Annotated in this window: 15 protein-coding genes; 6 read left to right on the forward strand and 9 right to left on the reverse strand. The window is 72.4% G+C overall.

What is annotated here, in order from left to right:
- Window positions 1-61 precede the first annotated feature (61 nt).
- The 3 genes from BIU98_RS17095 to BIU98_RS17105 form a co-directional block, all read right to left on the reverse strand.
- Window positions 62-1,435, reverse strand: coding sequence for a PhoH family protein (locus BIU98_RS17095; protein ID WP_254788003.1), 1,374 nt, complete (start codon window positions 1,433-1,435; stop codon window positions 62-64).
- Between the two features lie 202 nt (window positions 1,436-1,637).
- On the reverse strand, window positions 1,638-2,759 hold the full coding sequence (locus BIU98_RS17100; protein WP_071279425.1) for an aminotransferase class V-fold PLP-dependent enzyme: 1,122 nt from the start codon (window positions 2,757-2,759) through the stop codon (window positions 1,638-1,640).
- 144 nt (window positions 2,760-2,903) lie between these two features.
- Window positions 2,904-3,689 (reverse strand): isoprenyl transferase, encoded by a 786-nt coding sequence (locus tag BIU98_RS17105; RefSeq protein WP_175481410.1) that lies wholly within the window; start codon window positions 3,687-3,689, stop codon window positions 2,904-2,906.
- Window positions 3,690-3,773: 84 nt separating this feature from the next.
- Between BIU98_RS17105 and BIU98_RS17110 the strand changes: the two genes are divergently transcribed.
- Entirely contained in the window at window positions 3,774-4,478 is a 705-nt protein-coding gene (locus BIU98_RS17110; protein WP_071279262.1) for a hemolysin III family protein, read from the forward strand.
- A 98-nt stretch (window positions 4,479-4,576) separates the two neighbouring features.
- Here the strand turns inward: BIU98_RS17110 and BIU98_RS17115 are convergent, their stop codons facing one another.
- Both BIU98_RS17115 and mca read right to left on the reverse strand, forming a co-directional pair.
- The gene (locus BIU98_RS17115) at window positions 4,577-4,876 is read right to left on the reverse strand and encodes a hypothetical protein (protein ID WP_071279264.1); all 300 of its coding nucleotides are present in this window, start codon (window positions 4,874-4,876) and stop codon (window positions 4,577-4,579) included.
- On the reverse strand, window positions 4,873-5,763 hold the full coding sequence (gene mca / locus BIU98_RS17120) for a mycothiol conjugate amidase Mca (RefSeq protein WP_139200814.1): 891 nt from the start codon (window positions 5,761-5,763) through the stop codon (window positions 4,873-4,875). The genes BIU98_RS17115 and mca overlap by 4 nt, the downstream gene beginning before the upstream one ends.
- 34 nt (window positions 5,764-5,797) lie before the next feature.
- Here mca and BIU98_RS17125 point away from each other — a divergent pair, with 34 nt between their 5' ends.
- Together BIU98_RS17125 and greA are read left to right on the forward strand one after the other, a co-directional pair.
- The gene (locus BIU98_RS17125) at window positions 5,798-6,277 is read left to right on the forward strand and encodes a DUF4307 domain-containing protein (RefSeq protein ID WP_175481411.1); all 480 of its coding nucleotides are present in this window, start codon (window positions 5,798-5,800) and stop codon (window positions 6,275-6,277) included.
- Window positions 6,278-6,350: 73 nt separating this feature from the next.
- Window positions 6,351-6,839: a transcription elongation factor GreA gene (gene greA, locus BIU98_RS17130; RefSeq protein WP_071279270.1), complete on the forward strand. Its 489-nt coding sequence runs from the start codon at window positions 6,351-6,353 to the stop codon at window positions 6,837-6,839.
- A 107-nt stretch (window positions 6,840-6,946) separates the two neighbouring features.
- Here greA and ilvA read toward each other — a convergent pair whose 3' ends face one another.
- Window positions 6,947-8,197: a threonine ammonia-lyase gene (gene ilvA, locus BIU98_RS17135; RefSeq protein ID WP_071279273.1), complete on the reverse strand. Its 1,251-nt coding sequence runs from the start codon at window positions 8,195-8,197 to the stop codon at window positions 6,947-6,949.
- Between the two features lie 45 nt (window positions 8,198-8,242).
- A complete protein-coding gene (locus tag BIU98_RS17140) occupies window positions 8,243-9,556 on the reverse strand; it encodes an AI-2E family transporter (RefSeq protein ID WP_254788005.1) in 1,314 nt (437 codons plus the stop codon).
- A gap of 95 nt (window positions 9,557-9,651) precedes the next feature.
- On the opposite strand from BIU98_RS17140, the gene BIU98_RS17145 reads away from it, so the two are divergent.
- A complete protein-coding gene (locus tag BIU98_RS17145) occupies window positions 9,652-10,941 on the forward strand; it encodes a winged helix-turn-helix domain-containing protein (protein WP_071279280.1) in 1,290 nt (429 codons plus the stop codon).
- Window positions 10,942-11,032: 91 nt separating this feature from the next.
- Here BIU98_RS17145 and BIU98_RS17150 read toward each other — a convergent pair whose 3' ends face one another.
- The gene (locus tag BIU98_RS17150; RefSeq protein WP_071279282.1) at window positions 11,033-11,935 is read right to left on the reverse strand and encodes a M48 family metallopeptidase; all 903 of its coding nucleotides are present in this window, start codon (window positions 11,933-11,935) and stop codon (window positions 11,033-11,035) included.
- A 22-nt stretch (window positions 11,936-11,957) separates the two neighbouring features.
- Window positions 11,958-12,539 (reverse strand): LemA family protein, encoded by a 582-nt coding sequence (locus BIU98_RS17155; RefSeq protein ID WP_071279284.1) that lies wholly within the window; start codon window positions 12,537-12,539, stop codon window positions 11,958-11,960.
- Between the two features lie 255 nt (window positions 12,540-12,794).
- On the opposite strand from BIU98_RS17155, the gene BIU98_RS19150 reads away from it, so the two are divergent.
- Together BIU98_RS19150 and BIU98_RS17165 are read left to right on the forward strand one after the other, a co-directional pair.
- Window positions 12,795-15,239 (forward strand): hypothetical protein, encoded by a 2,445-nt coding sequence (locus tag BIU98_RS19150; RefSeq protein ID WP_071279286.1) that lies wholly within the window; start codon window positions 12,795-12,797, stop codon window positions 15,237-15,239.
- A gap of 188 nt (window positions 15,240-15,427) precedes the next feature.
- The gene (locus BIU98_RS17165; RefSeq protein ID WP_071279433.1) at window positions 15,428-17,089 is read left to right on the forward strand and encodes a class I adenylate-forming enzyme family protein; all 1,662 of its coding nucleotides are present in this window, start codon (window positions 15,428-15,430) and stop codon (window positions 17,087-17,089) included.
- The last annotated feature ends 87 nt before the right edge of the window (window positions 17,090-17,176 follow it).

Here is a 17,176-nt window from a genome sequence, read left to right on the forward strand (position 1 = left end):
CCGAGCCTCCCGTCCGTCGCCGTGTCACCGTCGCGACCAGCGCGTCGTGGCGGCGCCGCGACTACACCAGGTCCGGCGAGTCCAGCATCTCCGTCACGAGCGCCGCGATCGCGGAGCGCTCCGACCGCGTCAACGTGACGTGCGCGAACAGCGGGTGGCCCTTCAACCGCTCGATCACCGACGCGACCCCGTCGTGGCGACCCACCCGCAGGTTGTCGCGCTGGGCGACGTCGTGGGTCAGGACCACGCGCGAGTTCTGCCCGATGCGGGAGAGCATGGTCAGCAGCACGTTGCGCTCGAGGGACTGGGCCTCGTCGACGATCACGAAGGCGTCGTGCAGCGAGCGGCCACGGATGTGCGTCAGCGGGAGCACCTCGAGCATGCCGCGCTCGACGACCTCGTCCAGCACGTTGTCCGAGACCAGTGCGCCGAGGGTGTCGTAGACCGCCTGCGCCCACGGGTTCATCTTCTCGTTGGCGTCGCCGGGCAGGAAGCCGAGCTCCTGGCCTCCGACGGCGTAGAGCGGGCGGAACACCATGATCTTCTTGTGCTGCTGCCGTTCGAGCACGGCCTCGAGTCCGGCGCACAGGGCCAGCGCGGACTTGCCCGTGCCGGCGCTGCCGCCGAGGGAGACGATGCCGATCTCCGGGTAGAGCAGGGCGTCGATGGCCAGGCGCTGCTCGGCGGAGCGGCCGCGCAGGCCGAAGACCTCGCGGTCGCCGCGGACCAGGGCGACCGACCCGGCCGTGTGCACGCGGCCGAGGGCCGACCCGCGCTCGGAGTGGATGACGACGCCGGTGTTGACCGGGACGCCCTCGAGCGCGGCGGAGGCGATCTCCTCCCGCTCGTAGAGGTCGGTCATCTCGTTCCCCGACACCTGCAGGTCCGTGATGCCGGTGTACCCGGAGTCGACGGCGAGCTCGGCGCGGTACTCCTGTGCGGCCAGCCCGACGGAGGCGGCCTTGACGCGGAGCGGGAGGTCCTTCGACACGACGACCACGTCGAGGCCGTCGTTCGCCAGGTTCATCGCGACGGCCAGGATGCGGGAGTCGTTGTCGCCGAGCTGCAGCCCGGACGGCAGCACCGACTGGTTGGAGTGGTTCAGCTCGACGCGGAGCGAGCCGCCGTCACCGACCGCGACCGGGAAGTCGAGCCGCTCGTGCTCGACGCGGAGCTCGTCGAGGATGCGGAGCGCCTGACGGGCGAAGTAGCCGATCTCCGGGTCGTTGCGCTTCGACTCGAGCTCGCTGACGACCACGACGGGCAGCACCACGGCGTGCTCGTCGAAGCGGAACAGGGCTCGCGGATCACTCAGCAGCACCGAGGTGTCCAGCACGTAGGTGCGCTGGGCGGTGCTGGTCGACCGGTCGACCGAAGCCGATGTCGACGCTGCTGACGAGGTTCCGCGGGAGACGTTCTGAGAGGTCACGACCACTCCATCCCCGGGCCGCGAACGACCCGGTCCTTGTCCTCACGCGGCCACGGAGCGGGTCTCGAAGCACCGACTGTGGCCGCTTCGATCGGGCTCGGTGCCCGATGGCGCTGACGCTACGTCGACCCCCTGACAGCGTCGAGATCGACACGCGGATCCGACGGTTACGGTCGCGTGAACGGCTCCTGTGAGCGCGATCCGGACGTCAGAACGACGTGGCGTAGGAGATGCAGGCGTCCCGGAACATGTCGAGCGTCTCGTCGGTGGTCGACGCGAACACCGACACCCGCACGGTGCCGAGTCGTGCACTCACGGTGACGCCGTGGTTGTGCAGCGCGGCCGACAGCGCGGTGACGCGACCCTCGGCCGGGCGCAGCACCACGATGCCCGCGCGCTCGGCCGGGTCACGGCTGGACTCGACCTCGAGCCCGAACTCGTCGGCGATGTCGAAGACCCGCTCCACCCGGTCAGCGATGCGCTCCTGCACGGCGGCGACACCGACGGCGGTGAGCCGCTCGAGCGACACGGCCATGCGTGCCTGCGCCACCGGGTCGATGCGGCTCATGGTGAAGCCGGCGGCACCCGGACGCACGGACGGCACCTCGAGGGGCCACCCCGTCGTGCCGTGCGGGCCGGAGAGCGCGGGACGGAGTCGCTCGAGCGCCCGGTCGCTGAAGGCTGCGAATCCCGTGCCCCACCCGGCGTGCAGCCACTTCTGGCCGCCGGTGGCGACGACGTCCGCGAGCTCGTAGGGGGCGTCCACGACGCCGAAGCCCTGGATCGCGTCGACGATGAGCAGGCGGTCGCCGATCGCCTCGCGGAGGCCGGCGAGGTCGGCGAGGTAGCCGGTGCGCCAGTCCACCAGGGACACGGCCACGGCGGTGACCTCGTCCTGCGCGTCGGCCAGCCGGGACGCGACGAGCGACGGCGTCACCCAGCCAGCACCGGACTCGATGACGACCGGACGGACGCGGCCGCCGGTGGCCGACGCGGCGCTCGCGAGCGCGAGGGGCATCGACGGGTACTCGTCCGCGGCGACGAGGACCCCGCCGGTGATGCCGAACGCGGTGTGCAGCAGGCCGGGGGTCGTCGCCGACTGGGACACGACCTGGTCCTCGCGGCGGCCGACCAGGCGGGCGGCGACGGCCCGGACGCGGGCGTCCTGCTCGTCGAGGGTCTCCATCGCGCCGAAGCGCATGTGCGCCTGGATGGTGCCGAGGACCCGCTGCTCCTCGAGCACGGCGGTCTGCACCGGGCCAAAGGCGGCGTGGTCGAGGTAGCCGGGCTCCTCGGCGAAGCCGGCGGCGTACTCGTCGATCGTGGTCACGGAGAGCACCTTTCACGGGAACAGAACCCTGAGAGACTACTGGGACGACTCGGCGGTCGCGAATGCAGGCCCCGTCTCAGCCGATCGACGCAGTGGTTCGACGGTTGAACCGTCGACCACCAGCCGGCGCAGCAGCGGGCGGACTCAGCCGCCGAACCGCCGTGACCGGAGCCCGAAGTCGCGGACCGCACGGAGGAAGTCGACCTCGCGCAGGTCCGGGTAGAAGGCCTCGACGAAGTAGAACTCGCTGTGCGCGCTCTGCCACAGCATGAAGTCCGACAGCCGCTGCTCGCCGGAGGTCCGGATCATCAGGTCGGGGTCCGGCTGGCCCTGCGTGTAGAGGTGGTCGCCGATGAGCTCGGGCGTCAGGACCTCGGCCAGGGTGTCGAGCGTGCCGCCGCCCTCGCCGTGCGCCTGGACGATGCTGCGCATGGCGTCGGCGATCTCCCGCCGGCCGCCGTAGCCGACCGCGAGGTTGATGTGCAGCCCGGTGTGCCCGGCGCTCCGGGCCGCGGCGTTCGCGAGCGTCGTGACGAGTCCGTCCGGCAGCCCGTCGTTCGACCCGACGTGCTGCACGCGCCACTGCTTGTGGTCGGCCAGCCGGTCGGCCAGGTCGGCGATGATGCTGATGAGCTGCTCGAGCTCGTCGCCCGCGCGGCCCTTGAGGTTGTCCGCTGACAGCAGGTACAGCGTGACGACCTGCACGTCGAGGTCGTCACACCACGACAGGAACTCGGGGATCTTCGCGGCGCCGGCGCGGTGGCCGTGCGCGGCGGTCTCGAGGCCGAGCTGCTTGGCCCAGCGGCGGTTCCCGTCGACGATCATGGCGACGTGCTTCGGCGTCGGCGCTCCGTCGATCTGCCTGCGGATGCGCTTCTGGTAGGCGCGGTAGAGGATCCCGCGTCCTGCCCAACCCAGCCTGCCCGTCACGCGACGAGCGTAGTGCACCCGTGCTCGGCGCCGACTCCCAGCCGGTGCCGTGGTGCCGCGGTGCCGCGGCGATATCGTCGGAGCATGCACCAGGACAGGGACACCGGCACCCTCCCCCACGTCCCCTTCACTGAGGAAGCCGCCACCGCAGCCGACGAACGGCCGGCCTGGCGCGGCTGGATCCACCTCGGCACGTTCCCGTTCGCCCTCGCGATGGGGATCGTCCTCGTGACCCTCGCGGCGACCCCGGCGGCGAAGGCCGGCACCGCGGTGTTCGCGGCCACGTCGCTCATCATGTTCGGCGTCTCCGCGACCTACCACCGCTTCCCCTGGAGCCCGGTCGTCAAGCGCGTGCTCAAGCGGATCGACCACACGAACATCTTCCTGCTCATCGCGGGGACGTACACGCCCGTCGCCGTGTGTGCCCTGCCCCACACGCTGATGGTCGTGGTGCTGTGGGTGATGTGGGGCGGTGCCCTGCTCGGCATCGCGTTCCGCGTGTTCTGGATCGGCGCGCCGCGCTGGCTCTACGTGCCGCTGTACCTGGCGCTCGGCTGCGCAGCGCTCGGGATCCTGCCGCAGCTCTTCGCCGCGAGCGTCCCGATGACCGTGCTCGTGCTGGCCGGCGGGCTCGCGTACGTCGTCGGCGCCGTGGTCTACGGCTTCAAGCGGCCGAACCCCTCGCCGCGGTTCTTCGGCTTCCACGAGGTCTTCCACGCCCTCACCGTCGTGGCCTTCGCGGCACAGTGGGCGGGCATCCTCCTGGTCGCGCTGCACCCGGTGCGCTGACGTCGGTCCGGCAGGGCGGGCGCCGGCGGTGACCACGGACGGACTGGAGGCTCGTGGCGGTGCCGCCCCGGACCTCCTGTCCGCCCTGTGGCTGGCTGCTAGCCGCGCTCGGTGTCGTCCCCGACGTCGGCTCGGCCGTCCTCGTCGGCGCGTCGCGCCGGCTCGTCCGTGAGCGGGCCGCCGTTGCGTGCCTCGGCCTCGAAGCGCTCCCGGATCTCAGCGCGGTAGCGGGTGCGACGGATGCGCCGCGTCATGTCGACGAGCAGCAGGATCGTCACGACGGCGACGACCGCGATCGCGATGAAGCCGGCGACGCCCGGGGTCACCTCGACGTCCGGGACCGCCGAGGTCGGGCTGGGGCTCGGGGTGGCAGCGAGCAGTGCTGCGATGCTGGTCACGCGTTGACGTCCTGTTCGGCTGGGATCCCCGCGAAGAGATCGGACTCGGGCAGCTCGGTCGGCACGCGGGCCTCGACGAGCTGGTAGTCCTCGGTCGGCCAGACCGTCGCGAGGAGGTCGTTCGGCCAGTAGAAGAAGGGGCTGTTCGGCGGCACCTGGCTGGCGTGGGCGCGCAGGGCGGCGTCGCGGGCGTCGAAGTACTCGTGCACGTCGACGTGGCTCGTGGCCAGGTCCGGCCGGTCCGCGAACCGCTGCACCCACTCGCCGAGCTGCTCGACGAGGGGGCTGTCGGGCTCACGTTCCTTGATGGCCTCGTAGAACGCGGTGAAGCGGCGCGGGTTCATGGTGCGCTCGTAGTAGAGCTTCGAGACCGCCCACGGCTCGCCCGCGTCGGGGTACTTCGCCGGGTCGGCGGCGTCGCGCCAGGCGGCCATCGAGACCTCGTGTGTGCGGATGTGGTCCGGGTGCGGGTAGCCGCCGTTCTCGTCGTAGGTGACGAGCACGTGCGGGCGGAAGCGACGGACCACGCGGACGAGGGCCTCGGTCGAGGACTCCAGCGGCACGGTGGCGAACGTGCCGGGGCGCACGGTCTCGCCCTTCTCGGCGTCGGGCAGCCCGGAGTCGTGGTAGCCGAGCCAGACGTGCTCGATGCCGAGCGCCGCCTGCGCCGCGGCCATCTCGCCACGACGGAACCCGGCCATGTCCCGGTGCGCACGGCTCAGTGCGGGCTCGGGCAGGTCCTCGTTGAGGACGTCGCCGGCCTCGCCGCCGGTGCACGAGACGACGAGCACCTCGTTGCCCTCGGCCACGTACCTCGCCGACGTGCCCGCCCCCTTGCTCGACTCGTCGTCGGGATGGGCGTGGACGGCCATCAGACGATGTGGCACGGGTGGGTCCTCACGGGTGGGGTCGGGGTCGGAGGTGGCGCACGGCAGGCGTGAACTACCCTGGGATCAGGATAATCACCCCGGGAGCCCCGAACTGTCCGAACAGCTGAACCCGAGCACCACAGCCGCACTCGACGACCGCTACGGCCGCACCGCCGGCCGGTCGCGGCGCACCAGGACGATCGCGATCGCCGCTGCCGCCGCCATCGTCGTCGTGTTCGGCGCCTGGGTGATCTGGGCCGGCCCCGGGCAGACCTCGCACGGGCTCGACTCCGACGACGTCGGCTACGAGATCCTCTCGGCGCACAAGGCCGTCGTCCACTCGCAGGTGTCGGTCGACCCCGGCACGCCCGCGGAGTGCACGGTCCAGGTGCTCGACAAGTCGTACACGATCGTCGGCTGGAAGACCGTGACGCTGCCCCCGACGACCGAGCGCTCGCGGACGATCACGACCGACGTCAACACGACGACACGCGGCGTGACCGGCTTGATCCACACCTGCTGGGTTCCCTAGACTGCCCTGATTCGCCTGACGAGACCGACCGCTCCGGTCGGTCTCGTTCTTCATGGTCGAAGGGACTGACGACATGAGCAACGACACGCAGGCCACCTGGCTCACGCAAGAGGCACACGACCGCCTCAAGGGCGAGCTCGAGGAGCTGAGCGGCGAGGGCCGTGCCGAGATCGCGCGCCGCATCGAGGCCGCTCGCGAAGAGGGCGACCTCAAGGAGAACGGCGGCTACCACGCCGCCAAGGACGAGCAGGGCAAGATCGAGGCCCGCATCCGCGTCCTCACGAACCTCCTGAAGACCGCCACCGTGACCGAGGCCGTCTTCGACGGCACTGTCGAGCCGGGCACCGTCGTCACCGCCACGATCGCCGGCGACCCGTCGACGTTCCTGGTCGGCAGCCGCGAGATCGTCGCCGAGGGCTCGGACCTCACCGTCTACAGCCCCGTCAGCCCGGTCGGTGCGGCCATCGTCGGCCTGCGCGCCGGCGACTCCGCCACGTACACCGCACCGAACGGCAAGGAGATCGCCGTCGAGGTGACGAAGGTCGAGCGCTACGAGCCGTAGCGCGCAGCTGGGCTGTCAGCCCGGACACGTGCAGGACGGGAGGCCCGTGGCGGGATCGCCACGGGCCTCCCGTCATGTCCGGGGCCGGCCCCGGATCACGGCGACGGTCAGGGGGTCTGCAGGAGCTGTTCCGGGCGGAAGCCCGCCTCGTGGAGCCGCTGGATGACCTCTTCGGCGTGGTCGGGGCCGCGGGCCTCGATCGACAGGTCGAGCGCGACCTCGCTGATGACGAGGCCCTGGCCGTGCCGGGTGTGCAGGACCTCCACCACGTTCGCGCCGGCGTCGGAGATGACCTGGGCCACGCGGGCGAGCTGCCCTGGGCGGTCCGGCAGCATGATCCGGATGCCGATGTAGCGCGAGGCGGCGACCAGGCCGCGCGTGATGATGCGCTCCATCATGAGCGGGTCGATGTTGCCGCCGCTGAGCAGCACCACCGTGCGGCCGGTGTCCCGGACGGAGCCGGCCATGATCGCCGCGACGCCGACAGCCCCGGCGGCCTCGACGACGAGCTTGGCGCGCTCGAGCAGCACCAGGAGCGCGCGGGCGACGTCGTCGTCGGACACCGTGACGATCTCGTCGACCAGGTCGCGGATGATCGGGAAGTTGAGGTCACCGGGGCGCGCGACCGCGATGCCGTCGGCGATCGTCGGGGTCGTGGTGATCGTGACGGGCTCGCCGGCGTCGAGGGAGTCCGGGTAGGCGGCGGCGTTCTCGGCCTGCACCCCGATGACCCGGATCTCACGGCCGAGGCGCTCCGCGAGCCCCTTCACGGCGATCGCGATGCCGGAGATGACCCCGCCGCCGCCGATCGGAACGACGACGGTGTCGACGTCGGGGACCTGGTCGACGATCTCCAGGCCCAGGGTCCCCTGCCCGGCGATCACGGCGGGGTGGTCGAACGGCGGGATGAAGACGGCTCCGGTGTGGGCGGCGAAGTCCTTCGCGGCGGACAGGGCCTCTTCCACCGAGTGCCCGCGGAGCACGACCTCGGCGCCGTAGTGGCGCGTGGCCTGCAGCTTCGGCAGGGCGACCCCGACCGGGGTGAAGATCGTCGCCGGGATGCCGAGCTCCCGGGCGGCCAGCGCGACCCCCTGCGCGTGGTTGCCGGCGCTCGCGGCGACGACACCCGCGGCCCGCTGCTCGTCGGTCAGCATGGAGAGCCGGTTGTACGCACCGCGGAGCTTGTACGCCCCGGTGCGCTGCAGGTTCTCGCACTTCAGGTGGACCGGGGAACCGAGGACCTCTGCAAGGAACTGCGAGGTCTCCATCGGCGTGACCCGGGCGACCCCCGCGATGGTCTCGCGCGCCTTCTCGATGTCGTCGAGGGTGGGGATCGTCGGGGCAGTGGTGTCGGTCACGGTCCCATCATCGTCGGTCGGGAGCCCGATGCCGAACCCGTGACGCTAGTTCGTGCTGGCCGTTCCCTCAGCCGCCGTGGGGGCCTTGTCGCTGCCGGGCGCCGGGACGTCGTCGCCGACCTTGTGCCGGCGACGGCGCATCAGCTGGAGCTGCCCGTGCTGGCCGCGCTTCGGGGTGGCCTCGAGCACGTGGTCGGAGTCGAGTCGACGCCAGCGACCGCTCGCGATCGTCGTCACCATGGCGTTCAGGGTGGCGATGAGCGGGACGGCGAAGAACGCACCGGCGATGCCGGCGAGGCCCGCCGACGCGGTGACGCCGAGGACGACGGCCAGCGGGTGCACCTTGACGGCGTTGCCCATCACGAGCGGCTGCAGGATGTGGCCCTCGATCTGCTGCACGAGGAGCACGACGGCGAGCACGAGCACCGCGGCGACGGGCCCGTTGAAGATGAGCGCGACGAAGATCGCCAGGAACCCGGTGACGATCGCGCCGACGACGGGGATGAACGCCCCGAGGAACACGAACGCGGCGATCGGGATGACGAGCGGCATGCCGCCGAAGAACAGCCCGACGATGAACGCGCCGCCGCCGATGCCGACCGCGTCGACGAAGGCGACGAAGATCTGCACGCGGATGAAGCTCGTCAGGGTGATCCACCCGGCGACGCCGGCGCCGTCGACCGCCGCGCGGGCCTTGCGCGGGAACAGCCGGACGGTCCAGCGCCAGACGTTCTTGCCGTCGATGAGCAGGAAGATCGTCGTGAACAGGACGATGAACAGGGCCTCGAACGCGTGGGTGGCACCGGAGCCGGCGCTCGCGACGCCGGACAGGATCGACGCGGAGTTGTCCTGCAGCCACTTCGTGCCGTCGTCCAGCCAGCCGTTGACGTCGCCCTGCGTGATGCCAAGGCCGGAGTTCAGCACGAGGTCCTTGACGTTCGCGTACTGGTCCACCGTGCGGTCACGCAGCGACGGGTACGACGCGATCACCTGGTCGACGACGAGCCAGATCAGCGCGCCGACCGCGGCGATGCCACCGAGCAGGCTCATCACGATCGCGAGCCACTTCGGCACGTGGTGCCGCTGCAGCCAGTTCGAGATGGGGACGAGGAGCGCCGAGATGACGATGCCGACGAGGAACGGGATCAGGATCTCGCTGAAGATCGTCATCAGCCAGATGAAGAGCGCGATCACCCCGACCACGACGAGCACGCGCCACGACCACGCGCCGGCGATGCGGACGCCTGTCGGGACCGCGTCCTCGACCACGGGGTCGGGGTGGGTCCTCGGCGTCACGACCGCGGGTGCGGGTACGGGTACGGGTACGGGTGCGTCACGGTTCTTCTTGCCCCAGGCCATGCGGACGATCCTATCCGCGGCCCGCCTGCCGGGTTCCAGATGCGACATGTGGGTTCCAGCAGGTGCCGTCGGCGGTGCTCAGTAGGGTCGGTCGCATGGTCCGCTCCACGCTCTCCGCCGCCGAGGCACGCCGCGTCAGCCTGGCCGCGCAGGGCTTCGGACGCCCCAGGACCGACCCCGCGACCACCCGGTCCCTGACCGCCTCGATCGGCCGGCTCGGCCTGCTGCAGATCGACTCCGTGAACGTCTTCGACCGCAGCCACTACCTGCCGCTGTTCGCCCGCCTCGGCGCCTACGACCGCGCGGCGCTCGACCGCCTGACGTTCACGAAGCGGGGGCCGTACGTCGAGTACTGGGCACACGAGGCCGCCTTCGTCCCGCGCGACGACCTGCGGCTGTTCCGCTGGAAGATGGACGCGATGCGGGTCCGCGACGCCGGCCCCACCCGCGCCGCCTGGGTCGAGGGCACCGCCACCGTCCGCCGGGAGCTCCGCGCCCTGCTCGCCGCCGAGGGCCCGATGCCGGCCAGCGCGGTGGAGCACGAGGCCAACGTCCGTCGGGGCCCGTGGTGGGGCTGGAGCGACGTCAAGACCGGGCTCGAGCAGATGTTCCGGTGGGGCGACGTCGTCAGTGCCGGTCGTTCCGGGTTCGAGCGCGTGTACGCCCTGCCCGACCAGGTGCTCCCCGCCGGGTTCCTCGACGACGCCCCCGCGCGCCCGGACGCGATCCGTGACCTCGTCGCACGGGCCACCCGCGCGATCGGGGTCGGCACCCGCGCGGACATCGCCGACTACTACCGGCTGCGCTCGGACGACACCGCTGCGGCGATCGCCGACCTGCAGGACGCCGGCGTGCTCCTGCCCGTGCAGGTCGAGGGCTGGCGGGAACGCGCCTGGTTGCACACCGACGCCCGGGTCCCCCGCACGATGACGGCCGACGCCGTGCTGAGCCCGTTCGACCCCGTCGTGTGGTTCCGGCGTCGGGCCGAGCGGATGTACGACTTCCACTACCGGATCGAGATCTACACTCCCGCACCGAAGCGGGTGTTCGGGTACTACGTGCTGCCGGTGCTGCAGGACGACGCCCTCGTGGGCCGGGTCGACCTCAAGAGCGACCGGCAGCGCGGGGTGCTGCGGGTCCGCACCGCCTGGGACCAGGACACGGCGCAGATCGACGCCGAACGCCTCGCCGTGACCTTGCGCCAGGCGGCGGCGTGGCAGGGGCTCGACGGCGTCGAGGTCACCGACCGCGGCACGGCGGCGGCCCGGGTGGCGGCGGCGCTCGGTGTGCCGCTCGTGCCGCACGAATCCGCCGACGATGCCGACGTGGCTCCGGTCGCCCCGGACGGTGACGCCGACCCGGCCCCGAGCCTCCCGGCGCTCTGATCGCGCCCCGTCCCGGACTCCGCGCCCCCGCGTGACGGGGCGCGATGTCCGCCGCGGGGCGCGACCCTGCCCCGCGACCCGACCCCGCTCCCTAGAACCGGTCCTGGATCCCGCGCAGTCGGGCGATGCGGTCGGGCAGCGGCGGGTGCGTCGAGAACAGACGGTCCATCACACCGGGTCGCATCGGGTCGGCGATCCACAGGTGCGCCATCGAGGAGTTCTGCGTGCGCATCGGCTGGCCGTAGGCGCCGAGCTTCTCGAGCGCCCTGGCGAGCCCCTCCGGATGCCGGGTGGTGAGCGCGCCGGTGGCGTCCGCCAGGTACTCGCGCTGCCGGGACACCGCGGCCTGCACGCCCATCGCCGCGATCGGCGCCACGACCACCGCGGCGAGCCCGGCGACGAGCAGGACCGGGTTCGCGCCGCCGCCGTTGTCGGTGTTCCGGTTCCGTCCGCCGGACAGGCCGCTGAAGACCGAGATGCGCAGGAGCACGTCGGCGATCAGCCCGACGGCGACGACGAGCCCGAACACCATCGTCGACACCCGGATGTCGTAGTTCCGGACATGGCCGAGCTCGTGCGCCATGACGCCCTGCAGCTCCTGGTCGTCCATGAGCTCGAGCAGCCCGGTGGTCGCCGCGACGACGGCGTGCTCGGGGTCGCGGCCGGTGGCGAAGGCGTTCGGGGCGGGGTCACGGATGACGTAGACGCGCGGCATCGGCATGCCGGTCGTGATGGCGAGGTTCTCCACCGTGCGCCAGAGTCGGGGCGCCGTGGTCCGGTCGACCTCGATGCCGCCCGCGATCGCCGTGGCCTGGCGAGCGGCGGTGAAGTACTGCAGGAGCGCGTAGCCGAGGGCGACGACCAGCACGATGAACCCGATCGAGACGTTGCCGGCGGGGTACCCGCCGAGGAACCCGAGCGCCCCGATGATGACCAGGAACACCAGGACGATCACGACGGTGTTGCGCTTGTTGCGCGCGATGGCGCTGTACATGCGAGGGGGCCGTGCCGCCGGGTCAGAACTGGACGCGCGGCGGTTCGGCGATCGCCGCGGGTTCGGTCGTCTCGAAGAAGGAGGCCTCGGTGAACCCGCGGCTCTTGGCGAACGAGGAGTTCGGGAAGACCTTGATCTTCGTGTTCAGCTCGCGGACGCCGCCGTTGTAGAACCGACGGGCCGACTGGATCTTGTCCTCGGTGTCGACGAGTTCGGTCTGCAGCTGCAGGAAGTTCTGGCTCGACTGGAGCTGCGGGTACCCCTCGGCGACGGCGAACACGCTCTTGAGGGCCTTCTGCATGTGCCCCTCGGCCGCGGAGGCCTGGTCGGCGTCACCGGCACCGAGCGTCTCGGCCCTGGCCTTCGTGACGTCGTCGAACACGGCCTTCTCGTGCGTCGCGTACCCCTTCACCGTGCTGACGATCGTGGGGATCAGGTCGGCGCGGCGCTTCAGCTGCACGGAGATGTCGCTCCAGGCCTCGTCCACCCGCACCTTGAGCGTGACCAGGGAGTTGTACGTGACCCAGAGGTAGATCCCGACGACCACGAGGAGCACGACCACGACGCCGACGACGATCAGGGTCGTGATGAGTCCGGTGTCCATGCGGGAGTGCTCCTTGTCGCGTCGGGTTGTCCGCGGCCGGGCCGGCGTCACCTGCCGGGCCGGACGGACCAGCGTCGATTCTAATGACGGCACTCGTGTGGTCCTCGTCCGCTCCGCGGTTCACGGAGGATTCCCGCGTGCCGCACACCCGACGTTCGGCGGAGGCCGTGGAACGGGGTGCACCGCGGCCAGGAATCGCGGTTCCCCCGCGAGGTGGATTGACCGATCGGCCCGCGTCGCGTGGGATGGGGGGACATGAACACGCGCGGGGACCACGTGGACGCCAGGGCTGTCGGGGGCGACGGCCCCTCCCGACGTGCCCGGACGGTGGCGACCGGGATCGCCGCGGCCGTGCTCGCAGCCGCGCTCCTGGTGCTCGGTGTCGCGCCGGCGATGGCTGCGACCGGCACCACCGACGCGGGCGCGGGAGCCACCAGCACGAGCACCGGTACCGGCACCGGCACCACCGACGCGGACGCCACCCCGGCCCCGGACGCCCTGTCCGCCCAGCGCCCCACCACGTCCCCGTCCCCGGAACCCGCTCGTCCCGGCGCACCGACGTCGCCCCCGGCGACCGACACCCCGCCGACCGACCCGACGATCGCCGACCCCGGCGACATCACCAGCGCCACCGGGGCCTTCCACGGCACGGCGGCCCCCGGCCACGGCGTCCGCGTGATGGACCCCCGTGTCGCCAGCGCCTCCGTCTGCACCGCCACGACCGACCCCCGCGGTGCCTGGTCGTGCTCGGGCACCGTCCACAGCGGCGCGCAGCAGGTGTTCACCGCGCAGGACACGACGGACTCCGCGCGGCGCACGGCAGACGCACCGGCCGCGGACGTCGTCGTCCCGCCGGTCATCACGAGCCGTGGGACCACCACCGGCTCCGTCTCCGGCAGCGGCGACGCCGGCATGACGGTCACGGTGACGGTGTCCGGCTCACGGTCCGAACGCACCGCGACCGTCGGTTCCGACGGCCGCTGGGTGGTCTCGTGGGCGATCGGGGCCGCTCCCCGCCCGAGCGGCACCGTCTCGATGACGGCGACCCAGACGGCGAGCACCGCGGCCGGCTACCTCTCCGACCTCCGGAGCGCGACGTCGCAGCCGGTGACGGTCACGTTCGACCGCACGCCGCCGGCGCCCCCGCGCATCACGTCGCCGGTCACCGACGCGCGGATCCTCGTGCAGCCGCTCGTGGTCCGCGGGACCGGCGAGCCCGCCGCACAGCTCACCGTCTACGTCGACCGCGTCCCGGTGTGCGGGACGACCGTCGGCGCGGACCGCTCGTGGTCGTGCGCGACGACCGGCTCCCGGTTCGCGGCCGGTCGGCACCTCGTCTCCGCACTGCAGCATGACGACGCCGGCAACCACTCGTCGCCGTCCGCCTCCGTCCGGGTGGTGCTGTCCGCCGCGAGCGCCGGCGTCCCGGGGTCCGCACCGACGGGCACGGCCGGCGCCTCCGACGGAGCGACGCCCGGTGCCGCTGGGCAGCCGGGGCACGGCCCGTCGAACGGCGGCTCGGACGGCGGGTCGACCGGCAGCCCGGGCTCCGGCGCGAGCACCGGCAGCGGACCCGACGGCGGCACGGGCAGCGGCGCCGCGAGGAACGACGGCGGCACCGGCACCGGCACCGGCACCGACGGCGGCAGTGGCACCAGCGGCGACGCAGCCGGCCCCGGCAGCGGCGCGGGTCCCGGCAGCGGCCGAGGCACCGACTGGTCCGGCCCCGCCGGCGACTGGACGACCGCGACCTCGTTCGACCGTGCCGTCCCGACCATCCAGTCGTCGGCCTCGTGGCGCACCCTCGCCGTCGCCGCTGCCGTCGCCGCCGGGTTCCTCCTCCTCGTCGCCGGCCCCGCTCGTCTCGTCGCCAGGACCCTCCGTGGCCGGGTCTCGCTGCGCCTCGCGTCGTTGACCGGCCGCAACCGACCCCGCACCGAGCGCGCCCGCGGCGACGACGCCCTGCCGGCCTGGGCGTCGATCGGCATCGCCGTGGTGCTGGCCAGCGTCCTCACCCTGCTCGCGGTCGGCGTCTCGCTCGAGGCCCGCTACGTCCGCCTGGCCATCGCCGTCCTGCTCGGCACCGCGGGGCTCACGGCGGCCGTGGTCCTCACCACCCGGTGGGCGGCCGGCGCCGAGCGACACACGATCGGCTGGCGCGTCTCCCCCTGGCTCGTCCTGGCCGCGCTCGTCGCCTGCGCCGTCACGCGTGCCGCCGACCTCTCCCCCGCCCTCGTGATCGGCGTGCTTTTGGTGCCGGTGGGTCGTCCCGACGCCGACACGGGCGCGATGCGCTCCGACATCGCGGCCTGTGCCCGCAGTGCGACCTGGCGGTCGGTCGGCCTGCTCGTCCTCGCGGCGGTCGGCTGGCTCCTCCACAGCCTGACGCCCGGCACGGGCTTCTGGACGGCGCTGGTCTCGGAGTTCGCCATCACGCTCTGCGTCGGCGGACTCGGCGCCCTCGTCGCCACGCTCCTCCCCGTCGCGGGCTCAGCGGGCAGCGCCCTCTGGGCACGCTCCCGGGCGCGGTACGCGGCCGTCGCCGGTGCCGGCGTCGCGCTCGGCGCCGCCGTGTACTCCGGCTCCGCGGGCACCCACGTCCCGCCCGTCGCCCTGGCCGTCGTGGCCTGCGCGAGCGTGGCCGTCGCGCTGGCCACCTGGCTCTGGGTGCGCGTGCTGGAACCGGACCTGGGTGGCTGAGCCGAGCCGAGCCTCCAGGCGGTGTCCGGGCCGGCCCCGGAGCGGACTGGAGGCTCGCCACCGGTCCGGCAGGCCCGTGCGGTCGTCGGGGCCGGCGGCGGACAGGGCGACGCGTGCGCCGACGTCGCACCCGCGGATTACGCTGGCCTGCGGTGCGCCCGGCGCACCGCACGAGCCAGGGAGCGACGATGACCGAGACCCGATCCGACTACGACTCGACCCGCTTCCGCGAGGTGTTCGAGGGCAGCTACACCTACGCCAACGGCTTCCAGCGGAACACGCACCGCTTCGCCACCCGACCGGCCCTGCGCGACCCGGACACGGACCGGTCGTGGACGTACGCGGAACTCGGCGACGCCGTCGACCGCATCGGCGGGTGGCTCGTCCGGCACGGTGCCGTGCGTGGGTCGGTCGTCATGGTCGAGCTGTTCAACTCCCCCGAGTTCGCGATGCTCTACCTGGCGTGCCACCGCATCGGCGCCGTGTTCTCCCCCACCAACTTCCGTCTGGCCCCGGACGAGGTCGCCTTCATCGTCGACGACTCGGCGCCCGTCGTGCTCGTCCACGACGCCGTGCGGAACGACGACCTCGTCGCCGCGCTGGAGACCGCCTCGCACCGGCCCGACCACGTCGTCACGGTCGGCGGACCGCACGACGGGTTCGCCGAGCTGCTCGCGGCCGAGCCCGTCACCGCGGAGGAGCTCGCCGACACCGAGCCGCGCAGCACCTACGACGAGACCACCCGGCTCTACACCTCGGGGACCACCGGACGGTCGAAGCCCGTGCCGCTGCCGAGCCTGGTCGAGGTGCTCAGCGCGCACGACGTCATCATGCACTTCCCGCTCAGCCCGTTCGACAAGACGCTCAACATGTCGCCGCTCTTCCACCGCGGCGGGCTGTACTCGGGCGGCCCGAACCCGGTGTTCTACGTCGGCGCCGAGCTGACCACGCTCCGGCACTTCGACGCCGACCGGGTGCTCGACCTCGTCGAGTCGGAGCAGCTGACCTTCCTCATCGGTGCGCCGCCGAACCTCGTGCAGCTCGCGAACGCCCAGGAGCGCCGCCCGCGGGACCTGTCCTCGCTGCACGGCATCGTGACGATGGGCGCCCCGCTCGACCGGGCCGCCGCGCTCCGCTACCAGGAGCTGCTCTCGCCGCGGATCTTCAACGGGTACGGCACCACCGAGACGTTCTGGAACACGTTCCTGCGCCCCGAGGACTTCCCCGACGGTGCCGGTTCCACCGGGCGGGCGTCCACGGACGACGACGTCGCCGTGGTGCGGGTGTACGCGGACCGGCTCGCGGACCCGAGCGACACCGTGCCGCAGGACGGCAGTGAGATCGGCGAGTTCGCCGTGCGCACCGTGAAGTCCGGCTACTCGTACCGGAACCCGGGGCTCGAGGCCGAGAAGTTCCAGAACGGCTGGTTCTACCCGGGCGACCTGGCGACGTGGGACGAGCACGAGCGCGTGACGATCGTCGGGCGCAAGGACGACATGGTCATCTCCGGCGGGGAGAACGTGCACCCGGTGCAGGTCGAGGCCGTGCTGCAGGAGCATCCCGGTGTCGCCGACTCGCTCGTGGTCGGGGTGCCCGACGACCGCTGGGGCGAGGTCGTCGTGGCGTACGTCGTCCGCGACGAGCGGGGCCTGCCGGACGACGACACCGCCGCGGCCTCGGCGCTCGAGGACTGGACCGGCTCGCACCCGGGCCTCGCGCGGTACAAGCGGCCCCGGCGCTACCGGTTCGTGACCGAGCTGCCGTACAACGCCACGGGCAAGAAGGTGCACTACCTGGCGAAGGCGTCCGCGCTCGAGGACCAGGCCGAGGGACGCTTCATCGCGCCGTAGGGGTGCTCGCGCGCTTCCGTGGCGTCGAGGGAGCAGGAATCGTCGAGTCGGTCGCGGCCACTCGACGATTCCTGCTCCCTCGATGGC

Origin of the sequence: Curtobacterium sp. MMLR14_010, assembly GCF_001865015.1 — a bacterium.
GTDB lineage: Bacteria > Actinomycetota > Actinomycetes > Actinomycetales > Microbacteriaceae > Curtobacterium.

Excerpts from the sequence above, each read along its gene's own strand:
- BIU98_RS17145 (WP_071279280.1), top strand. The coding sequence starts at position 9,652 with ATGGTCCGCTCCACGCTCTCCGCCGCCGAGGCACGCCGCGTCAGCCTG.
- greA (WP_071279270.1), top strand. The coding sequence starts at position 6,351 with ATGAGCAACGACACGCAGGCCACCTGGCTCACGCAAGAGGCACACGAC.
- BIU98_RS17110 (WP_071279262.1), top strand. The coding sequence starts at position 3,774 with ATGCACCAGGACAGGGACACCGGCACCCTCCCCCACGTCCCCTTCACT.
- BIU98_RS17150 (WP_071279282.1), bottom strand. The coding sequence starts at position 11,935 with ATGTACAGCGCCATCGCGCGCAACAAGCGCAACACCGTCGTGATCGTC.
- BIU98_RS17140 (WP_254788005.1), bottom strand. The coding sequence starts at position 9,556 with ATGGCCTGGGGCAAGAAGAACCGTGACGCACCCGTACCCGTACCCGTA.
- BIU98_RS17165 (WP_071279433.1), top strand. The coding sequence starts at position 15,428 with ATGACCGAGACCCGATCCGACTACGACTCGACCCGCTTCCGCGAGGTG.
- BIU98_RS19150 (WP_071279286.1), top strand. The coding sequence starts at position 12,795 with ATGAACACGCGCGGGGACCACGTGGACGCCAGGGCTGTCGGGGGCGAC.
- BIU98_RS17155 (WP_071279284.1), bottom strand. The coding sequence starts at position 12,539 with ATGGACACCGGACTCATCACGACCCTGATCGTCGTCGGCGTCGTGGTC.